Raw genomic sequence first — 16,933 nt, forward strand, 5'->3', positions numbered from 1 at the left:
CGCAACGCCTTTGCGCCCTCTGCGCCGCCGCATGACGATCGCCTCGACATTCCCTTCGCGACTTCGCGGCTTCGCGTGAACCTCATCCACGCCTGCGATCACATGCTGCACTAGAAGGTCACGCGACGCCGCGCAGGGATCAGCCTTCCAGCTCGCGCATCAGCACGCGCACCGCATTGTCGATGTCACGATCGGTATCGCGCAACTGCTCGATCTTCTTGACCGCATGGATCACCGTCGAGTGGTCACGCCCGCCGAACTTGCGCCCGATCTCCGGCAGCGACCGCGTCGTCAGCCGCTTGGCCAGATACATGGCGATCTGGCGCGGTCGGGCGATGGCGCGGCTGCGACGCGCGGAAACCAGATCGAGCGGCTTCAACTCGAAATGCGCGCTCACCAGCTTCTGGATCTCGTCGATGGTAATGCGGCGCTGCGTATGACGCAGCATGTCGCCCAGCGTGGCGGTGGCGAACTCCAGGTCGATCGTGTCGCCGGTCAGCTGCGCATAGGCGACGACGCGGTTCAGCGCGCCTTCCAGCTCGCGGATATTAGCGTGAATGCGCGAGGCGAGCAGATCCAGCACATCCGCCGGGATCGTCTGCGCCGGCAGGTCGCGCACCTTGCGCTCCAGGATCGTGCGGCGCAGCACTAGGTCGGGCGCCTTGATGTCGGCGACAAGCCCTGCCCCCAACCGGCTCAGGATGCGCGGCTCGACCCCGTCCAGCGATTGCGGCGAGCGATCCGCCGAAATGACCAGCCGCTTGCCCGCGCCGACGATCTCGTTGACCGTGTGGAAGAATTCTTCCTGCGTCGCGTCCTTGCCTGCGATGAACTGCAGATCGTCGATCAGCAGCAGGTCGGCCGAGCGCAGCCGCTGCTTGAATGCAAAGGTATCGCGGGCGCGCATCGAAGCGACGAACTCAAACATGAATCGCTCGGCCGACATGCACAGCACCGCCGCACCCGGCTCATTCGCCTGAAAGGCATGGCCGACCGCATGCATCAGGTGGGTCTTGCCCTGCCCGGTGCCGCCATGAAGGAAAAGCGGGCTGAAACGCGGCACGCCCGGCTCGGCCAGCGCCAGGGCGGCGTTGAACGCGACCCGGTTCGATCCGTCGACCACGAACCGGTCGAAGGTGAGGCGCGGGTCCAGCGGCGGCCGGTCGGTGGTGATCGTCACCACCGGCGCCGGTGCGGCCGGGACCGGTGCAGTGGCGACCGGTGCGGGTGCCTCGAACAGCGTCGGTGCCGGTCGCGGGCTTTCCGGGGTCAGGGTGCGCGGCGCCGATGCCACCGGCGTGCTGGCGGTCAGCACGGCAGCGGTGCGCGACGGCATGCGCGTTTCCACCACCACTGCGCGCAGGCCCGGCAGCGCCGCCTTGAATTCCAGGTGCAACCTGTCCGCATAATGGCTGCGCACCCAGTTGGTCATGAAGGCGGACGGCAGCGCCAGGCGGACCGTGTCGGGCTCGTCGCCCTCGATCAGCTCCATCGGCTTCAGCCACTGGTCGAACAACCGCGCGCCTGCCGACTCGCGCAAGCTCGCGCGAACGCGCGCCCAGGCCCGGGCCTGGTCCGACGTCGCTTGCGAGGCTTGCCAATTCGTCACGCGCGCACTCCACCTCCGGCGGGCACGCGAAAGGCGCCCGGCCGTGTAAATCGATACAGGACAAAAGCCCCCGTTGGACGACCAACAGGTCGCCCGGCTTGCCCACATTCATGTTCATGACGCAGCGATGGTCACCGCTGGCGAGGGCCTGATTATGAAGCTTGGGGCCTCTCGATCAAGTCCGCTCGCGGCCACATTTCTGAAATAAACCGGATTGACAGCCCCTGGAGCGCAGAAACGCGTCCAACAATCGTGTAAGTCGTTGAAATTGCACGATTAACCATAGGCCTGACGCACGCCTACGTTTCCGCCGCGCACTCGAATCGCGGCAGATCCTGCCGTTGCACGAAGGTCGATTTCGTTCCCGCGCGGGCGACGAAAAAACCCGCCGGGGTCGCCCCCGGCGGGTCCATCTTTTCCCGTTCGAGGAACGGGTTAGGCGAGCGCGGCGAGGCGCTTCGTCAGCCGCGAAAACTTGCGGCTGGCGGTGTTCTTGTGGAGTACGCCCTTGGCGACGCCGCGTGCCAGCTCCGGCTGCACTGCGGCCAGCGCCGTGGTGGCGGCGGGCTTGTCGCCGGCGGCGAGCGCGGCTTCCACCTTCTTCACGAAGGTGCGGATGCGGCCGATGCGCGCTCCGTTGATCTCTGCACGACGGTCGTTACGACGGATGCGCTTCTTGGCCTGCGGCGTGTTCGCCATGGTTTCCTCTAAATCTCGAACAAAGGGAAAAGCGATGCCAGCGCACCGTCTTTGAAGCCGCGGCCCTTACCCGGCCGGCTCGCGGGCGTCAACCTTTCTGGCAGGCGGGGCACCAGAAGGTCGACCGTCCCGAATCGACGCGGCGCTGCACGATCGTGCCGCACGGGCACCCCTCACCTTCGCGCCCATAGACGCGCCATTCCTTGGAAAAATAACCCAGTTCGCCATCGGGACGCACATAATCGCGCAAAGACGATCCCCCCGCCGCGATCGCCGCCTCCAGCACGCTGCGGATCGCCTCCACCAGCCGGTCGAGCCGCGCCCGCGCGATCTGGCCGCCCGCACGCCCCGGCGCGATCCCCGCGACGTTCAGCGCCTCGCACACATAGATGTTGCCCAGCCCCGCCACGATCCGCTGGTCGAGCAGCATCGCCTTGATCGGCGCCGCCCGCCCCTTCAGCGCGTCGTGCAGATAGGCGCCGGTCAGTGCCGGCCCCAGCGGCTCCGGCCCCATCGCGGCAAAGGGCGGATAGGCGTTCAGCGCCGTCGTTCGGACCAGATCGACAAAGCCGAATCGCCGCGCATCGTTCAGCGCCAGCCGCCGCCCGGCCTCCGTCTCGATCACCAGATGGTCGTGCGGCTGCGCCTCGCCGGGATCGATCCGCCACCGGCCCGACATCCCTAGGTGAAAGATCATTGTGTCGCCGCGATCGGTGTCGATCAGCCCGTATTTGGCGCGCCGCCCCAGCGACGTCACCACCGCCCCCGTCATCCGCTGGCGCAGGTCGACGGGGAAGGCGCGGCGCAGGTCGGCGCGGCGCGTCTCGACCAGGGTCAGCCGCTGGCCGGACAGCACGGGGGTCAGCCCGCGCACGGTGGTTTCGACTTCGGGAAGCTCGGGCATGTGCCTGCAAAACTAGGTAGCGTTTGCCCCCGCCTCAAGGGCGGGCTAGGGCGATGGTCATGAGCGAAACCGTCTCCTTCGGCTACGAAGACGTCACCCCCGCCGAGAAGACTGCCCGCGTCGGCGGCGTCTTCACCAATGTCGCGGCCCGCTACGACCTGATGAACGACGCGATGTCGGGCGGCCTGCACCGGTTGTGGAAGGACCGCTTCGTCCGCCGCGTGAAGCCGCGCCGGACCGACCAGATCCTCGACATGGCGGGCGGCACCGGCGACATCGCCTTCCGCCTCGCCGAATCGGGCGCCAGCGTGACGGTGGCCGACATCAACCCCGCGATGCTCGACGTCGGCATGAAGCGTGCGCAGGAACGCGGCATCGACGGCCTGGTCTGGACCGGGGCGAATGCCGAGACGCTGACCTTCCCCGACCGGTTCTTCGACGCCTATACGATCGCGTTCGGCATCCGCAACGTCACCGACATTCCCAAGGCCCTGTGCGAAGCGCACCGTGTGCTGCGTCGCGGCGGGCGCTTCTTCTGCCTCGAATTCTCGACCACCCAGTGGCCGGGTTTCGCCGAGGTCTATGACAGCTATTCGCACAAGCTGGTGCCCCGCCTCGGGCAATTGCTGGCGAACGACGCCGACAGCTATCGCTACCTGATCGAATCGATCCGCCGCTTTCCGGACATGCCGACCTTCGAGCGGATGATCCGGGACGCCGGTTTCATCGAAACCAAGGTGGAGCCGATCATGGGCGGATTGGTCGCGATCCATTCCGGCTGGAAGATCTGATGCGCGCAGCCACCCTCCCGTTCCGCCTTTGGAACGGGAAGTAACCACCGCATGACCACGTCCGTCACGCATCTCTGGCGCCTGCTGAAATGGGGCCGCACGCTCGCCCGCCACGGCGCGTTGCGCGGGATCGAGCGGGACCCGAACACCCCCGCCCCCGTCCGCCGGCTGGCGCGCGTCGCCCGCTTCGGGGCGCGCCAGCCGGCCAAGCCTGCCTATGCGGACGCGTTTCAGGCGATCGGCCCTGCCGCCATCAAGCTCGGCCAGACGCTCGCCACCCGCCCCGATCTCGTCGGCGAGGAAGCGGCACACGACCTGCTGCGCCTTCAGGATCAGTTGCCCCCCGTCCCGTTCGAGACGATCTGCGCGGCGATGGAGGCCAGCTTCGGCCGCCCGCCCTCCGCGCTGTTCTCGCGGATCGAGGAAATGCCGGTCGGTGCCGCCTCGATCGCGCAGGTCCACCGCGCGATCACCACCGATGGCCGGCAGGTCGCGGTCAAGGTGCTGCGCCCCGGTGTGGAGGACGATTTCACCCGCGCGATCGACACCTATCAATGGGCGGCCGCACAGGTGGAGGGGATGAGCCGCGAGGCCGCCCGTCTTCGCCCCCGCCTGACGGTTGAAAATTTCCGCCGCTGGACCTTGCGCGAACTGAACTTCCGGCGCGAGGCGGCTTCTGCCTCCGAACTCGCCGAGGGGATGACCGCCGAGCCCGATTTCGTCGTGCCGCAGATCGATTGGCAACGTTCCACCGCCAAGGTGCTGACCGTCGAATGGATCGACGGGATCAAGCTGTCCAACCGGCAGGCGCTGGTCGATGCGGGATATGACCTGCCCAGGCTGGCGCAGACGCTGGTTCGCGCCTTCCTGCGCCAGGCGATCGCCGACGGCTTCTTCCACGCCGACATGCACCAGGGGAACCTGTTCGCGCTGCCCGGCAACAAGATCGCCGCGATCGACTTCGGCATCATGGGCCGGATCGACCGGCGCGCGCGCGTCTGGCTGGCCGAAATCCTCTACGGCCTGATCACCGGCAACTACAAGCGCGTCGCCGAAATCCATTTCGAGGCGGGCTATGTGCCCGCGCACCACAATGTCGCCGAATTCGCCACCGCGCTGCGCGCCGTGGGCGAGCCGATGCGGGGCCTGCCGGTCAAGGACATGTCGATCGGCATGATGCTGGACGGCCTGTTCTCGATCACCCGCGATTTCGACATGGTGACACAGCCGCATCTGCTGCTCCTGCAAAAAACGATGGTGATGGTGGAGGGCGTGGCGACCAGCCTCGATCCCAACATCAACCTGTGGGACTCGGCCGCACCCTTCGTGCGCGAATGGATCCGCACCGAATTGGGGCCGGAGGCCTATGTCGCCGACCGGCTGATTCAGGACGTGCGCACGCTCGCCCGCCTGCCCGAACTCGTCCGCCGGATCGAGGCACGCTATCCGGCACCGGGTGGCGAGCCCCCCGCCCCGCCGCTGAAGGAGATCGAGGTGGTGCGCATCGGTGGCGGCTGGCGCTATGCGCTCGTCGCCGCTCTGTCGGGCGCGGCCGGTGTCGCCGCCACGCTGGCGGCGCTGCTGCGGTAACCGGGCCGACATCATGCCCCGCCGCGCCTCCCATCCCCTGATCCTTGCCCAACCGACCCGGTTCGGCGGGGTGGAGGCGCGCACCGCGCGGGTCGTGCTGGCGGCGCTCGTCGTCCTGCTGCTGATCGGCCTGACCGCGCTCGGTGCCGCGCCGCTGGCCGGCGATGCGCCCACCAACGGCCAGACCGATATCGCGCTCTACAGCGGCGTCGTGGAGGCGCTGCGCCATGGCGGTCACTACTACCCCGCGCTGGCGGAGCAGTTGCGCGCCGGCGGCTATCCGCTGCGGCCCTTTATCGCCTTTCGCCTGCCGACGCTGGCGGTGGTGCAGGCCGCCCTGCCGCACTGGCTGCTCCTTAGTGCCTTGTGGGGGCTGGCCCTGGCGGTGATCGCGAGCTGGTATCCGCGGCTGCGCGTCGCCGTCGCCAATCCGCTGGCCCGCGGTGGCGCCATGCTGGTGCTGCTCGCCGGAGTGTTCGTCGTGGTCCAGCCGTCGCTCGCCTGGTTCCACGAAAGCTGGGCCGGACTGCTGATCGCCTGGTCGCTGGGCCGCCATGCGCAAGGCCGCTGGGCGGAGGCCGCCGCACTCGGCCTTGCCGCTGCCCTGATTCGCGAAACGGCGGCGCTGTATCTGCTCGTCATGGCCGCATGGGCGTGGCGCAGCGGTGCTGTGCGCGAGTTGCGGGGCTGGGGGATCGCGCTCGCGGTCCTTGCCGTCGCGGTCGCCGCCCATGCCTATGCCGTCTCGCTCGTCGTCAAGCCGCTCGACCCCGTCTCGCCGGGCTGGACCGGGCTGATGGGCCCCGGCTTTGTTGTGCAGGCGATCGCCGGCGCCACCGCGCTTGCCCTGCTGCCCGTGGTCGTCGCCGCGGTCGGCGTGGTGCTGGCGCTGTTCGGCTGGGTGGCATGGGACGATGCCGTCGCGCGGCGGACCGGCTCGGTCATCGCGGGCTATGCGCTGCTGTTGATGCTCTTTGCGCGCGCCGACAATTTCTACTGGGTGCTGCTGATCGCACCGCTCGTCCCCATCGGCCTGCTCTTCGCTCTCGATGGCCTGCGCGACCTGATCGGCTCGGCGCGTGACGCGCGGCGCATCACGGTTACACGGGTGGTACGATGAAGCGCATCCTGTTGATCGTCGGCGGCGGCATCGCGGCCTACAAGGCGTGCGAGCTGATCCGCCTGCTCCGCCGCCGCGGCTATGCGGTGCGCTGCGTGCTGACCGAGGGCGGCAGCCATTTCGTCACCGCCATGACGCTGGCCGCCCTGACCGAGGATCAGGTTCATACCAGCCTGTGGGACCTGAAGAACGAGGCGGAGATGGGGCATATCCGGCTCAGCCGGGAGGCCGATCTGGTCGTCGTCGCACCCGCCACCGCCGACCTGCTCGCCCGCATGGCCGCCGGCCTGTCCAACGATCTCGCCACCACGCTGCTGCTCGCCACCGACAAGCCCGTGCTCGCGGCCCCTGCGATGAATGTCCGCATGTGGCTGCACCCTGCCACGCAGCGCAACGTCGCGCAGCTTCGCGCCGACGGCATCACCGTCATGGCCCCCGACGAGGGCGCAATGGCCTGCGGCGAATATGGCCCCGGTCGCCTGCCCGAGCCGGAGGCGATCGCCAACGCGGTCGACGCGCAGTTCGCCAGCGCGCAGCCATCGCTCTCCGGCCGCCACATCCTCGTCACCGCCGGGCCGACGCACGAGGCGATCGATCCCGTCCGCTACATCGCCAACCGCTCCTCGGGGCGGCAGGGCTATGCCATCGCCGCGGCACTCGCCGGCCTTGGCGCCCGCGTCACGCTGATTTCCGGCCCGGTCATGCTTCCCACGCCGCCGGGTGTCGAGCGGATCGACGTGGAAAGCGCGCTCGACATGGCTGCCGCGGTCGAGGCGGCCCTGCCCGCCGACGCGGCCGTCATGGTGGCCGCCGTCGCCGACTGGCGGGTCGAGGCCGCCGGCCAGAAGGTGAAAAAGGGCGACGGCGCCCCCCCGCCCTCATGCTGGTCGAAAACCCCGACATCCTTGCCACCCTTGGCCATTCGCCGCGCCGGCCACGCCTCGTCATCGGCTTCGCCGCCGAAACGCAGGACGTGGTCGCGCATGCGACCGCGAAGCGGACCCGCAAGGGCGCGGACTGGATCGTCGCCAACGACGTCTCGGCCGACGTGTTCGGCGCGGACGCGAATGCCGTCCATCTGATCACCGCGGACGGTGTTGAAAGCTGGGAACGGCTGCCCAAATCGACCGTCGCCGCCAGGCTCGCGCAACGCATTGCAAATGCGCTACAAGGTGCGTCATGACCGATCCGATCGCTCTTCGCCTGCGCCGCCTGCCCCATGGCGAGGGCCTGCCGCTCCCCGCTTATGCGACGGCCGGTGCCGCCGGGCTGGACGTGGTCGCCGCCGAGTCGCTGACGCTCGCGCCCGGCGCGCGCGCCGCGGTGGCCACCGGCTTCGCGCTCGCCATCCCGGCCGGCTATGAGGTACAGGTCCGCCCCCGCTCCGGCCTTGCGCTCAGGCACGGCGTCACCTGCCTCAACACGCCGGGCACGATCGACCATGATTATCGCGGCGAGGTGAAGGTGATCCTCGCCAATCTCGGTCAGGAGCCGTTCGAGGTATCGCGCGGCGATCGTATCGCGCAACTCGTCCCCGCCCCCGTACAGCGAGCGCTAATTGCCGAGGTCGATGCGCTCGACGACACCGATCGCGGTGCCGGCGGCTTCGGGTCGACCGGCCGGTGATCGCGCTCCTGCTCTTCGCCGCGCTCCAGGTGCCGGCCACGGAAACGCCCCCCGCCGACTGGACCGCGCTGCCGCTGCTGCCGCTTCCCGAAAATGCCGGCGAGCGCATCACCTATGCCCGCGCCGAGGTCGCCGCCGGCCGTTGCAAGGCCGATCCGCTCCCCGATGGCCGTTCGCAGGTCGTCGCTCCCGTGGCGCTGCTGCTCGCCGCCGACGGCACGGTGCGCCGCGCGCTGCCGCAGGCGATCGATTGCCCCACCGTCGAACAATATACCGCCGGCTATGTCTCGACGATGGTGCGTACCGGTACGGTCCGGACCGCCTCGCTGCGCCCCGGCTGGTACAAGGCGACGATCACCTATCAATGGTGAGCCTGTCCGACGACGAACTCACCCGCTACGCCCGCCAGATCATCCTGAAGGAAATCGGCGGCGCCGGGCAGATGCGGCTGAAGGGCGCCACCGTGCTCCTCATCGGTGCCGGCGGTATCGGAGCCCCCGCCATCCCCTATCTGGCGGGCGCCGGCATCGGCCGCCTGATCCTGGTCGATGACGACCGGGTCGACCTGTCCAATCTTCAGCGCCAGACGCTCTACGATGTGACACAGGTCGGCCAGCCCAAGGTCAACGCCGCCGCCGCCTTTGTCGCCGCGCGCAATCCCCATGTCGCGGTCGAGACGCAGCGCCTTCGCATCGATGCCGCGACAGCCCCCGCGCTCGTCGCCCGCGCCGACGTGGTGATCGACGGCAGCGACAATTTCGACACCCGCCTGGCGGTCGCCGATGCGGCGCTTGGCCTGCGCGTCCCCCTCGTCTCCGCCGCGGTCGGCCAGTTCGAGGGACAGCTCGCCGTCTATCGCGGCTGGGAGCCCGGCCGCCCCTGCTACCGCTGCTTCGTCGGCGACACGCCCGACGCCGCCGCGCTCAGTTGCGCCGACGCCGGCATTCTCGGCCCCGTCACCGGCATGATCGGCAGCCTCGCCGCGCTGGAGGCGATCCGCGCCGTCGCCCCCTTTGGCGAGGACCCGGCCGGCACGCTCCTGATCGCCGACCTGCTCGCCGCCCGCTACCGCACCCTGCGCCTGCCCAAGGACCCCGGCTGCCGCGCCTGCGGCCCCTCGAGTCTTGCCGTAACCGATTGAAGCACCGGCCGAAGTCGCCTCGGCGGCCACGCCTGGCATCGGCATGCCGCACCTTTCGCACCGGTCAACAGGATTGACCGCATTCTGCCCGCCAACCCCCTTTGGGATCGACGAAGTTTCGTCCTACAGCATCCATGTTGCGGTGCGGGATGAACTTATCCGTCCCCCTGCTTCGAGTAGCGTATCATCGTGCCGCCGGCCACTCGCCGGCAGACGTGAAGGCGGGAGCGTTGCAGCTTATGACCCATCACGCCCAACAGGCTTTTCCGGCCGCGCCGCCGCCACAGGCGTCGCGTTGGCAGCCGCCCGCCGCCACGCTGCGCGCGCGCGTGTTCTGCGGCCTTGTGGCCCTCGATGCCGCCTGCCTCGTCCTCGGCTTCGCGCTGGCGGCATGGGCACGCGAGGCACAGCCCGGCACCACCCACTGGGCGTTCATCGTCGCGGCGGTGCTGCCGCTCTACATGTTCACCGCCTTCTACATGCATGCCTATGACGCCCGGAACCTCCAGGAGCCGTCGCGCGCCGCGATCAAGGGGGTGCAGACCGCCGCCGTCGCCGTCTGCGCGGTGATCCTGGTCGCCTTCTGCTTCCGCGCGACCGATCACTTCCCGCGGCTGGTGGTCTCGATCGGCACCGCCGCCACCCTCGTCATGGTCGCGATCTCGCGCTACCTGTTCGTGCGCAACATGCCCGCGCTGGTGGGCGGTCGCCCGTTCAACGTCATGCTGCTGCATGACGGGCGCGTGCCCCTGCCGACCCACGACTTCTCGATGATCCTGAACGCGGCCGACGGCTTCGACCCCGACCGGCACGACCCGATGATGTATGACCGCCTGGCCGAGACGCTGTCCGGCGCGGACCGTGTCATCGTTGCCTGCGCGCCCGAGCAGCGCACCGCCTGGGCGCATGCGCTGAAGGGCGCCAACGTCCAGGCCGAGATGTTCCTGCCCGAACTGGAAACCCTCGCCCCGCTCGGCGCCTCGTCCTACGCCAAGACCCCCACGGTCATCGTCGCCGCCGGCCCGCTCGGCCTGTTCGAACGCTTCGTGAAGCGGGTGTTCGACATCACCCTGTCGCTCGCCGCGATCCTGCTGCTCGCCCCGCTGCTCGCCATGGCCGCGCTCGCCATCAAATACGACTCCCCCGGCCCCGTCCTGTTCAAGCAGATTCGCATCGGCCGCGCCAACCGCATGTTCCGCATCTGGAAATTCCGCAGCATGCGGGTCGAGGGCTGCGACAGCGCCGGGGCCCGTTCCGCCAGCCGCGACGACGACCGCATTACCCGCATCGGCGCGATCCTGCGCAAGACCAGCGTCGACGAGCTTCCCCAGCTCTTCAATGTGCTGAAGGGCGACATGAGCATCGTCGGCCCCCGCCCGCATGCCCTGGGCAGCCGCGCGGCCGAGAAGCTGTTCTGGGAAGTCGACGGCCGCTACTGGCACCGCCACGCCGCCAAGCCCGGCCTGACCGGACTGGCACAGGTGCGCGGCTATCGCGGCGCGACGATCATCGAGGATGATCTGAAGAACCGCCTCCAGGCCGATCTGGAATATCTGGAGCGCTGGTCGATCTGGCGCGACCTGAAGATCATCGCGATGACCTTCCGCGTCGTTCTTCACCGCAACGCATTCTGAGCGGCGCAGGGCGGCATCGTCGCCGCCCTGCGCCCGTCACCTCAACCCAGCAGATTGCGCGCGAAGTCGCGCACCGCCGGCCCGATATCCGCGCGGGCCAGCGCCAGCGCGAAGTTCGCCTGCGCATACCCCGCCTTGTCGCCGCAATCGTACCGGTCGCCGTCGAACGTCACGCCGTGGAAGGGCTGCGTCCCGATCAGTTGCGCCATCGCGTCGGTCAACTGGATCTCGCCGCCCGCACCCGTTTCCTGCTTTTCCAGGATGCGCATCACGTCGGGCTGCAGGATGTAGCGGCCGGGGATCATCAGGTTCGACGGCGCGGTCCCTCGCGCCGGCTTCTCCACCAGCGCCTTCACCTCGGTCAGCGCGCCGTCGCGCGTGCCGGGCGAAATGATGCCGTATTTGTCGGTTTCGCTGTCCGCCACTTCCAACGCGCCGACCAGATTGCCGCCGACCCGGTTATAGGCCTGCACCATCTGCGACAGGAAGCCGGGGGTGCCGACCATCAGCTCGTCGGGCAACAGCACCGCGAACGGCTCGTCGCCGACGATCTCGCGCGCGCACCACACCGCATGGCCCAGGCCTAGCGGCTCCTGCTGGCGGACATAGACCGGGCTGCCCGGCTTCTGGCGGATGCCCTCGATCAGCGCCATCGACTTGCCGCGCGCCTTCATCGTCGCTTCCAGTTCGTAGGAAACGTCGAAATGATCCTCCAGCGCGCCCTTGCCGCGACCGGTGACGAAGATGATCTGCTCGATCCCGGCTTCCAGCGCCTCTTCCACCGCATATTGGATCAGCGGCTTGTCGACGACGGTCAGCATTTCCTTCGGCATGGCCTTGGTCGCCGGCAGGAAGCGCGTGCCCAGGCCCGCGACCGGAAACACGGCCTTGCGGAGCGGCTTGATGGTCATCGTATGAAATTCTCCCTGAGATTCCGTGCATTGCGCCTAGCGTGCGGTTCTGCTTGCGGCAAATCCGATTGCGTCCAGAATTGACACGCTCTTAAACAACGCACGGCTATGCTTGGTTCATGACACAGCGCACCGTTCTCGTCATCTTCGGCACCCGGCCAGAGGCCATCAAGCTCTTTCCCGTGGTCCGCGCCCTGGCCGACCAGCCGGCCCTGCGCGTCCGCACCTGCGTCACGGCGCAGCATCGCGGCCTGCTCGATCAGGTGCTGGCGATCGCTGATCTCGCGCCCGATATCGACCTCGACCTGATGGAGCCGGGCCAGACGCTCGACCGGCTCACCGCGCGCCTGCTCACCGGCCTTGGCGAGGTCATGGATGCCGAACGCCCCGATCTCGTCGTCGTGCAGGGCGACACCGCCACCGCAATGGCCGGCGCGCTCGCCGCCTATTACCGCAAGCTGCCCGTCGCCCATGTCGAGGCGGGCCTGCGCTCCGGCGACATCTACCATCCCTGGCCGGAGGAGGTGAACCGCCGCATCGTCGCGCCGATCGCCACCTGGCATTTCGCCCCTACCGACACCGCTGCGGAGGCGCTGCGCCGCGAGACGATCGATCCGGGTGCCATCCATGTCACCGGCAACACCGTCATCGATGCGCTGCTCTGGACGCAAGGCCGCATCGCCGCCGACCCGATGCTGGCCGCCGGGCTCGATCCCATCGCCGATCGCCTGGCCGGCCGCCGCCTCGTCCTCGTCACCACCCACCGCCGCGAAAATTTCGGGGATGGCATGGGGGCGATCGCCCGCGCCATCGGCCGCATCGCCGACCGCGAGGATGTCGCCCTGCTCTTTCCCATGCACCCGAACCCCTCGGTAGGCAGCGTCATGGATGCCGTGCTGGGCGAGCGCGGGAATGTCTGGCGCATCCCGCCGCTCGATTATCCGCATTTCGTGCGCGCGCTCGAACTCTGCGACATCGTTCTGACCGATTCGGGCGGCGTGCAGGAGGAGGCGCCGGCGCTCGGCAAGCCGGTGCTGGTCATGCGCGAAACCACCGAACGCCCCGAGGGGGTCGCGGCCGGCACCGCCCGGCTGGTCGGTACCGATGAAAACCGCATCGTTTCCGAAGTTTTCACGCTTCTCGACAATAGCGGGGCCTATGCCGCCATGGCCCGCGCGCACAATCCCTTCGGCGATGGCCAGGCGGCGACACGGATAGCGAGGATCATCGCCGATGCTGGGCGCGCCTGAATTGAACGTCGTCGTCATGGGGCTGGGCTATATCGGCCTGCCCACCGCCGCGGTGATCGCCCGCACGGGCGCCCGCGTGCTGGGCATCGATGTCAGCGCCACCGTGGTCGACACCGTCAACGAAGGCTGCGTCCATATCGAGGAGGTCGATCTCGACGGTCTTGTCTCGGGCGTCGTCGCCCGCGGTACGCTGCGCGCCTCCACCGAGGTGGCACCCGCCGACATCTTCGTCATCGCCGTGCCGACGCCGTTCGCCGACGATCACCAGCCCGACATCGCCTATGTCCTGCAAGCGGCGACCAGCATCGCCGCCGTGCTGAAGGCGGGCGACACGATCATCCTCGAATCGACCTCCCCGGTTGGCACCACCGAACAGGTCCGCGACCTGATCGCGCAGCTGCGCCCCGACCTGAAGGTCCCCGGTCGCTGCACCGACCAGCCGGATATCTCCATCGCCTATTGCCCGGAACGCGTGCTGCCCGGCCGCATCCTGGTGGAATTGATCGACAATGACCGGGTGATCGGCGGCATCACCCCGCGCTGTGCGCGAAAGGCGCTCGCCTTCTACCGCCGCTTCGTGCGCGGCGCCTGCGTCACGACGACCGCACGCGCCGCCGAAATGACGAAGCTGACCGAAAACGCCTTTCGCGACGTCAACATCGCCTTTGCCAACGAACTCAGCCTCGTTGCCGACCGGCTCGGCGTCGATGTGTGGGAGGTGATCCGCCTCGCCAATCGGCACCCGCGCGTCAACATCCTGTCGCCCGGCCCCGGCGTCGGTGGCCATTGCATCGCGGTCGATCCATGGTTCCTCGTCGCCGCCGCGCCCGAAGAGACGCCACTGATCCGCACCGCCCGCGAGGTGAACGACGGCAAGACCGACCATGTGGTCGCACAGGCGGAGGCATTGCTCGCCGCCACCGGCGACGCGCCCGTCGCCTGTCTCGGCCTCGCCTTCAAGGCCAATATCGACGATTTCCGCGAAAGCCCTGCGCTGCGCGTCGTGCAGGCGCTTGCGCAAAACCATGCCGACCGCATCCGCGTGGTCGAGCCCTACGCACAGGCGCTGCCGCCGACGCTGGCCGATGCCGGTGCCACGCTGGTCGATATCGATACCGCGCTGGAAACCTGCCCCGTGCTGATCGTGCTGGTCGACCATGACCTGTTCCGCTCGATCCCGCTGGAGGAACGCCGGGGCAAGCGGGTGCTCGACACGCGCGGGCTCTGGCCGGATCAGCCGCTCGCCCCGGCCTGACCGACTGCCTGACCGGCCGGCTGCGCGCCGGCTGCGCGAGGGAGCATCGTCGCCGCGCACGTTGCGGTACGGAGGCCAAGGGCTTATGGGCCATGGGTCCTGCCACAGTGAAGCAGCCCGATGATCGCCAAGTTCCTTCGAAGCCGCCGGCGCGGGTCATCCGATGCCAACGCGGCCATTCCCGCCGGTCAGCGCGTTTATGCGATCGGCGATATCCATGGTCGGCTCGACCTACTCGACCTGCTGTTGGCGCAGATCGACGCCGATGACGCGGGCCGCGGTCCGGCCGAAACCACGCTCATCTTTCTGGGCGATCTGGTCGACCGGGGCGACGACTCGGCCGGCGTGGTGACGCGCCTGCTGCAATTGTCGCAAACCGGCCGCGACGTGCGCGTGATCGCCGGCAATCACGAGGAGATCCTGCTCTCCGCGCTGGACGGCGATGCCAAGGCGCTGCGGCTGTTCTGCCGCGTCGGCGGGCGCGAGACGATGCTGAGCTATGGCCTGTCGGCGCCCGATTACGAACGGCTCGATTATGCCGAGGTGGCGGAACGGCTCGGCGCGCTGGTGCCGCCGGAGCATCAGGCGTTCCTGCGTGCGCTGGAGACGATGGTGATGATCGGCGATTATGCCTTTGTCCATGCCGGCGTCCGCCCCGGCGTCGCGCTCGATGCGCAGCGTCCGGCCGATCTGCGCTGGATCCGCGATCCCTTTCTCGATCATCGCGGCCTGCTCGAAAAACGGATCGTTCACGGCCATACCGTCAGCGAGGAGGTCGAATGGCTTCCCCACCGCATCGGCATCGATACCGGCGCCTATACCAGCGGCCGGTTGACCGCCCTGGGGTTGCAGGACGACCAGAGCTGGACGCTGGAGGCGATACTGGCCCCCGATGTCGCCTCCGCCGCCTGATCGAGTGTGACCGCGGCGCAACATGGAAATATTACAAATTTGCGTCGATCGACTAGTATCTTGTCATGGTCTTGCTGCACTGCCATAGGGCAGCCTGACGAGCACAAAGGGAGTTCATCATGCGTCTTGGAAAGTTTCTCGTAGCTGCTGCTGCCGTGTCGATGACGGCTGCTCCGGCTCTCGCCGCTCCGGCGAACTCGGCTGCCAGCCTGTCGGTCGCCAAGTCGGCCCGCGCTGGTTCGGCTTCGGCCAAGAAGAACGAGCTGGCCGGTGGCGGCGTGATCGTGGCGGTTCTCGCTGCGGCGGCTGTTGTCGCTGGTATCGTCGTGGTCGCCGACTCGGACGACGACGCCGACAGCAACTAAGCTGTTCATAGCTTCGGCTAGGGAAATAGCGGCTTTCGGGCCGCTATTTTTTTGCCTGTCTTCCTAGCTGTTCCAACGCCCAGCGCGCCGCCTCCGCCACCGTCTCCGACGCATCCGTCGCCAGTCGCTGCAACACCGGCACCAGCGCATCCTCGCCGCTGTTCCCCGCCGCGATCGCGGCATTGCGCACCATCCGCTCCCGCCCGATCCGTTTGATCGGCGACCCCGCGAACACCTGCCGGAAACCGGCATCGTCCAGATCGAGCAGATCGGCCAGCGCCGGCGCGGTCAGCTCCGCGCGCGGGTGGAATGCCATGTTGGCGCTCGCCGCCACCGCGAACTTGTTCCACGGGCACGCCGCCAGGCAATCGTCGCAGCCATAGATGCGGTTGCCCATCGCCACCCGGAATTCTTCCGGGATCGGCCCCTTGTGCTCGATCGTCAGGTACGAGATGCACCGCCGGGCATCCAGCCGGTAGGGCTTGGGAAAGGCGGCGGTCGGGCACGCCTGCTGGCACGCGTCGCACGATCCGCACGTATCGCGCCCCGCCACGTCGGGCGTCAGCTCCAGCGTCGTGTAGATCGCCCCCAGGAACAGCCAGCTGCCATGCGCACGGCTCACCAGGTTGGTGTGCTTGCCCTGCCACCCCAGTCCCGCCGCCTCCGCCAGCGGCTTCTCCATCACCGGCGCGGTATCGACGAACACCTTCAGCTCGCACGCCGCCTCCGCCACCAGCCACCGCCCCAACGCCTTCAACTGCCGCTTCACCACATCGTGATAATCGGCCCCCTGCGCATAGACCGAGATCCGCCCGATATCGGCCGCATCCGCCAGCTTCATCGGATCGTCCTTCGGCGCATAGCTGACGCCCAGCGCGATCACCGTGCGCACCTCGGGCCACAGTCCGGCCGGGCTTTCGCGGTGATGGGCGCGCTCCTCCATCCAGATCATCGAGCCGTGCGCCCCGTCCGCCAGCCATTCGCGCAGCCGTGCGGCACTGCGGGGCGCTGCATCGGCACGCGCGATGCCGATGCTCGCAAAGCCGAGTTCGGCCGCCTTGGCCTTGATCCGGGTTTCCAGCTTGTCTTGGGGCACCCCCGCCCGCTACCACGTCGTGAAGGCGGG

Annotated in this window: 16 protein-coding genes and 1 pseudogene; 12 read left to right on the plus strand and 5 right to left on the minus strand. The window is 68.4% G+C overall.

Translation table 11 applies throughout. The annotated features are described in order from the left end of the window. Positions 1 to 139 precede the first annotated feature (139 nt). The 3 genes from dnaA to mutM form a co-directional block, all read right to left on the minus strand. A complete protein-coding gene (gene dnaA / locus NPJ82_RS11785; RefSeq protein ID WP_342657483.1) occupies positions 140 to 1,609 on the minus strand; it encodes a chromosomal replication initiator protein DnaA in 1,470 nt (489 codons plus the stop codon). A 435-nt stretch (positions 1,610 to 2,044) separates the two neighbouring features. Beyond that, entirely contained in the window at positions 2,045 to 2,308 is a 264-nt protein-coding gene (gene rpsT, locus NPJ82_RS11790; RefSeq protein ID WP_112380963.1) for a 30S ribosomal protein S20, read from the minus strand. 88 nt (positions 2,309 to 2,396) lie between these two features. Next, entirely contained in the window at positions 2,397 to 3,212 is an 816-nt protein-coding gene (mutM, locus tag NPJ82_RS11795; RefSeq protein WP_342657484.1) for a bifunctional DNA-formamidopyrimidine glycosylase/DNA-(apurinic or apyrimidinic site) lyase, read from the minus strand. 59 nt (positions 3,213 to 3,271) lie between these two features. Between mutM and NPJ82_RS11800 the strand changes: the two genes are divergently transcribed. The 8 genes and pseudogenes from NPJ82_RS11800 (at position 3,272) to NPJ82_RS11835 (ending at position 11,114) form a co-directional block, all read left to right on the plus strand. Then, on the plus strand, positions 3,272 to 4,003 hold the full coding sequence (locus tag NPJ82_RS11800) for a class I SAM-dependent methyltransferase (RefSeq protein ID WP_342657485.1): 732 nt from the start codon (positions 3,272 to 3,274) through the stop codon (positions 4,001 to 4,003). Positions 4,004 to 4,054: 51 nt separating this feature from the next. Further along, positions 4,055 to 5,593 carry a 2-polyprenylphenol 6-hydroxylase gene (gene ubiB / locus NPJ82_RS11805; protein WP_342657486.1) on the plus strand — a complete coding sequence of 513 codons (1,539 nt, stop codon included), beginning with the start codon at positions 4,055 to 4,057 and terminating at the stop codon, positions 5,591 to 5,593. 13 nt (positions 5,594 to 5,606) lie between these two features. Further along, positions 5,607 to 6,713 carry a hypothetical protein gene (locus NPJ82_RS11810; RefSeq protein WP_342657487.1) on the plus strand — a complete coding sequence of 369 codons (1,107 nt, stop codon included), beginning with the start codon at positions 5,607 to 5,609 and terminating at the stop codon, positions 6,711 to 6,713. Next, positions 6,710 to 7,896 (plus strand): annotated as a pseudogene (gene coaBC / locus NPJ82_RS11815) (bifunctional phosphopantothenoylcysteine decarboxylase/phosphopantothenate--cysteine ligase CoaBC). Before NPJ82_RS11810 ends, coaBC begins: the two are co-directional and overlap by 4 nt. Then, entirely contained in the window at positions 7,893 to 8,339 is a 447-nt protein-coding gene (gene dut, locus NPJ82_RS11820; RefSeq protein WP_342657488.1) for a dUTP diphosphatase, read from the plus strand. The pseudogene coaBC and the gene dut overlap by 4 nt, the downstream one beginning before the upstream one ends. Further along, complete coding sequence (locus NPJ82_RS11825) at positions 8,336 to 8,710, plus strand: hypothetical protein (protein ID WP_342657489.1); 375 nt, start codon at positions 8,336 to 8,338, stop codon at positions 8,708 to 8,710. Before dut ends, NPJ82_RS11825 begins: the two co-directional genes overlap by 4 nt. Next, a complete protein-coding gene (gene moeB, locus NPJ82_RS11830) occupies positions 8,707 to 9,480 on the plus strand; it encodes a molybdopterin-synthase adenylyltransferase MoeB (protein ID WP_342659009.1) in 774 nt (257 codons plus the stop codon). Before NPJ82_RS11825 ends, moeB begins: the two co-directional genes overlap by 4 nt. 239 nt (positions 9,481 to 9,719) lie before the next feature. After that, positions 9,720 to 11,114, plus strand: coding sequence for a sugar transferase (locus NPJ82_RS11835; protein ID WP_342657490.1), 1,395 nt, complete (start codon positions 9,720 to 9,722; stop codon positions 11,112 to 11,114). Positions 11,115 to 11,155: 41 nt separating this feature from the next. On the opposite strand, the gene galU is transcribed toward NPJ82_RS11835, so the two are convergent. Continuing rightward, on the minus strand, positions 11,156 to 12,025 hold the full coding sequence (galU, locus tag NPJ82_RS11840; RefSeq protein WP_112380970.1) for a UTP--glucose-1-phosphate uridylyltransferase GalU: 870 nt from the start codon (positions 12,023 to 12,025) through the stop codon (positions 11,156 to 11,158). A gap of 119 nt (positions 12,026 to 12,144) precedes the next feature. Here galU and wecB point away from each other — a divergent pair, with 119 nt between their 5' ends. The 4 genes from wecB (at position 12,145) to NPJ82_RS11860 (ending at position 15,807) form a co-directional block, all read left to right on the plus strand. Then, a complete protein-coding gene (gene wecB, locus NPJ82_RS11845; RefSeq protein ID WP_342657491.1) occupies positions 12,145 to 13,275 on the plus strand; it encodes a UDP-N-acetylglucosamine 2-epimerase (non-hydrolyzing) in 1,131 nt (376 codons plus the stop codon). Next, positions 13,259 to 14,530, plus strand: a complete 1,272-nt coding sequence (wecC, locus tag NPJ82_RS11850; protein WP_342657492.1) for a UDP-N-acetyl-D-mannosamine dehydrogenase — start codon at positions 13,259 to 13,261, stop codon at positions 14,528 to 14,530. Before wecB ends, wecC begins: the two co-directional genes overlap by 17 nt. A 120-nt stretch (positions 14,531 to 14,650) precedes the next feature. Continuing rightward, positions 14,651 to 15,442, plus strand: coding sequence for a metallophosphoesterase family protein (locus tag NPJ82_RS11855; protein WP_342657493.1), 792 nt, complete (start codon positions 14,651 to 14,653; stop codon positions 15,440 to 15,442). 119 nt (positions 15,443 to 15,561) lie between these two features. Then, on the plus strand, positions 15,562 to 15,807 hold the full coding sequence (locus NPJ82_RS11860; RefSeq protein ID WP_112380974.1) for a hypothetical protein: 246 nt from the start codon (positions 15,562 to 15,564) through the stop codon (positions 15,805 to 15,807). A gap of 43 nt (positions 15,808 to 15,850) precedes the next feature. On the opposite strand, the gene queG is transcribed toward NPJ82_RS11860, so the two are convergent. Then, positions 15,851 to 16,903, minus strand: coding sequence for a tRNA epoxyqueuosine(34) reductase QueG (queG, locus tag NPJ82_RS11865; protein ID WP_342657494.1), 1,053 nt, complete (start codon positions 16,901 to 16,903; stop codon positions 15,851 to 15,853). Positions 16,904 to 16,933 lie beyond the last annotated feature (30 nt).

This window comes from Sphingomonas sp. NY01 (assembly GCF_038809135.1).
GTDB classification, from domain to species: Bacteria; Pseudomonadota; Alphaproteobacteria; order Sphingomonadales; family Sphingomonadaceae; genus Sphingomonas; species Sphingomonas carotinifaciens.

Bases quoted from the DNA above. Each gene is read 5' to 3' on its own strand.
- galU (WP_112380970.1), bottom strand. From the start codon at position 12,025: ATGACCATCAAGCCGCTCCGCAAGGCCGTGTTTCCGGTCGCGGGCCTG.
- wecC (WP_342657492.1), top strand. From the start codon at position 13,259: ATGCTGGGCGCGCCTGAATTGAACGTCGTCGTCATGGGGCTGGGCTAT.
- wecB (WP_342657491.1), top strand. From the start codon at position 12,145: ATGACACAGCGCACCGTTCTCGTCATCTTCGGCACCCGGCCAGAGGCC.
- NPJ82_RS11855 (WP_342657493.1), top strand. From the start codon at position 14,651: ATGATCGCCAAGTTCCTTCGAAGCCGCCGGCGCGGGTCATCCGATGCC.
- NPJ82_RS11800 (WP_342657485.1), top strand. From the start codon at position 3,272: ATGAGCGAAACCGTCTCCTTCGGCTACGAAGACGTCACCCCCGCCGAG.
- mutM (WP_342657484.1), bottom strand. From the start codon at position 3,212: ATGCCCGAGCTTCCCGAAGTCGAAACCACCGTGCGCGGGCTGACCCCC.
- dut (WP_342657488.1), top strand. From the start codon at position 7,893: ATGACCGATCCGATCGCTCTTCGCCTGCGCCGCCTGCCCCATGGCGAG.
- NPJ82_RS11810 (WP_342657487.1), top strand. From the start codon at position 5,607: ATGCCCCGCCGCGCCTCCCATCCCCTGATCCTTGCCCAACCGACCCGG.
- ubiB (WP_342657486.1), top strand. From the start codon at position 4,055: ATGACCACGTCCGTCACGCATCTCTGGCGCCTGCTGAAATGGGGCCGC.
- NPJ82_RS11860 (WP_112380974.1), top strand. From the start codon at position 15,562: ATGCGTCTTGGAAAGTTTCTCGTAGCTGCTGCTGCCGTGTCGATGACG.
- rpsT (WP_112380963.1), bottom strand. From the start codon at position 2,308: ATGGCGAACACGCCGCAGGCCAAGAAGCGCATCCGTCGTAACGACCGT.
- NPJ82_RS11835 (WP_342657490.1), top strand. From the start codon at position 9,720: ATGACCCATCACGCCCAACAGGCTTTTCCGGCCGCGCCGCCGCCACAG.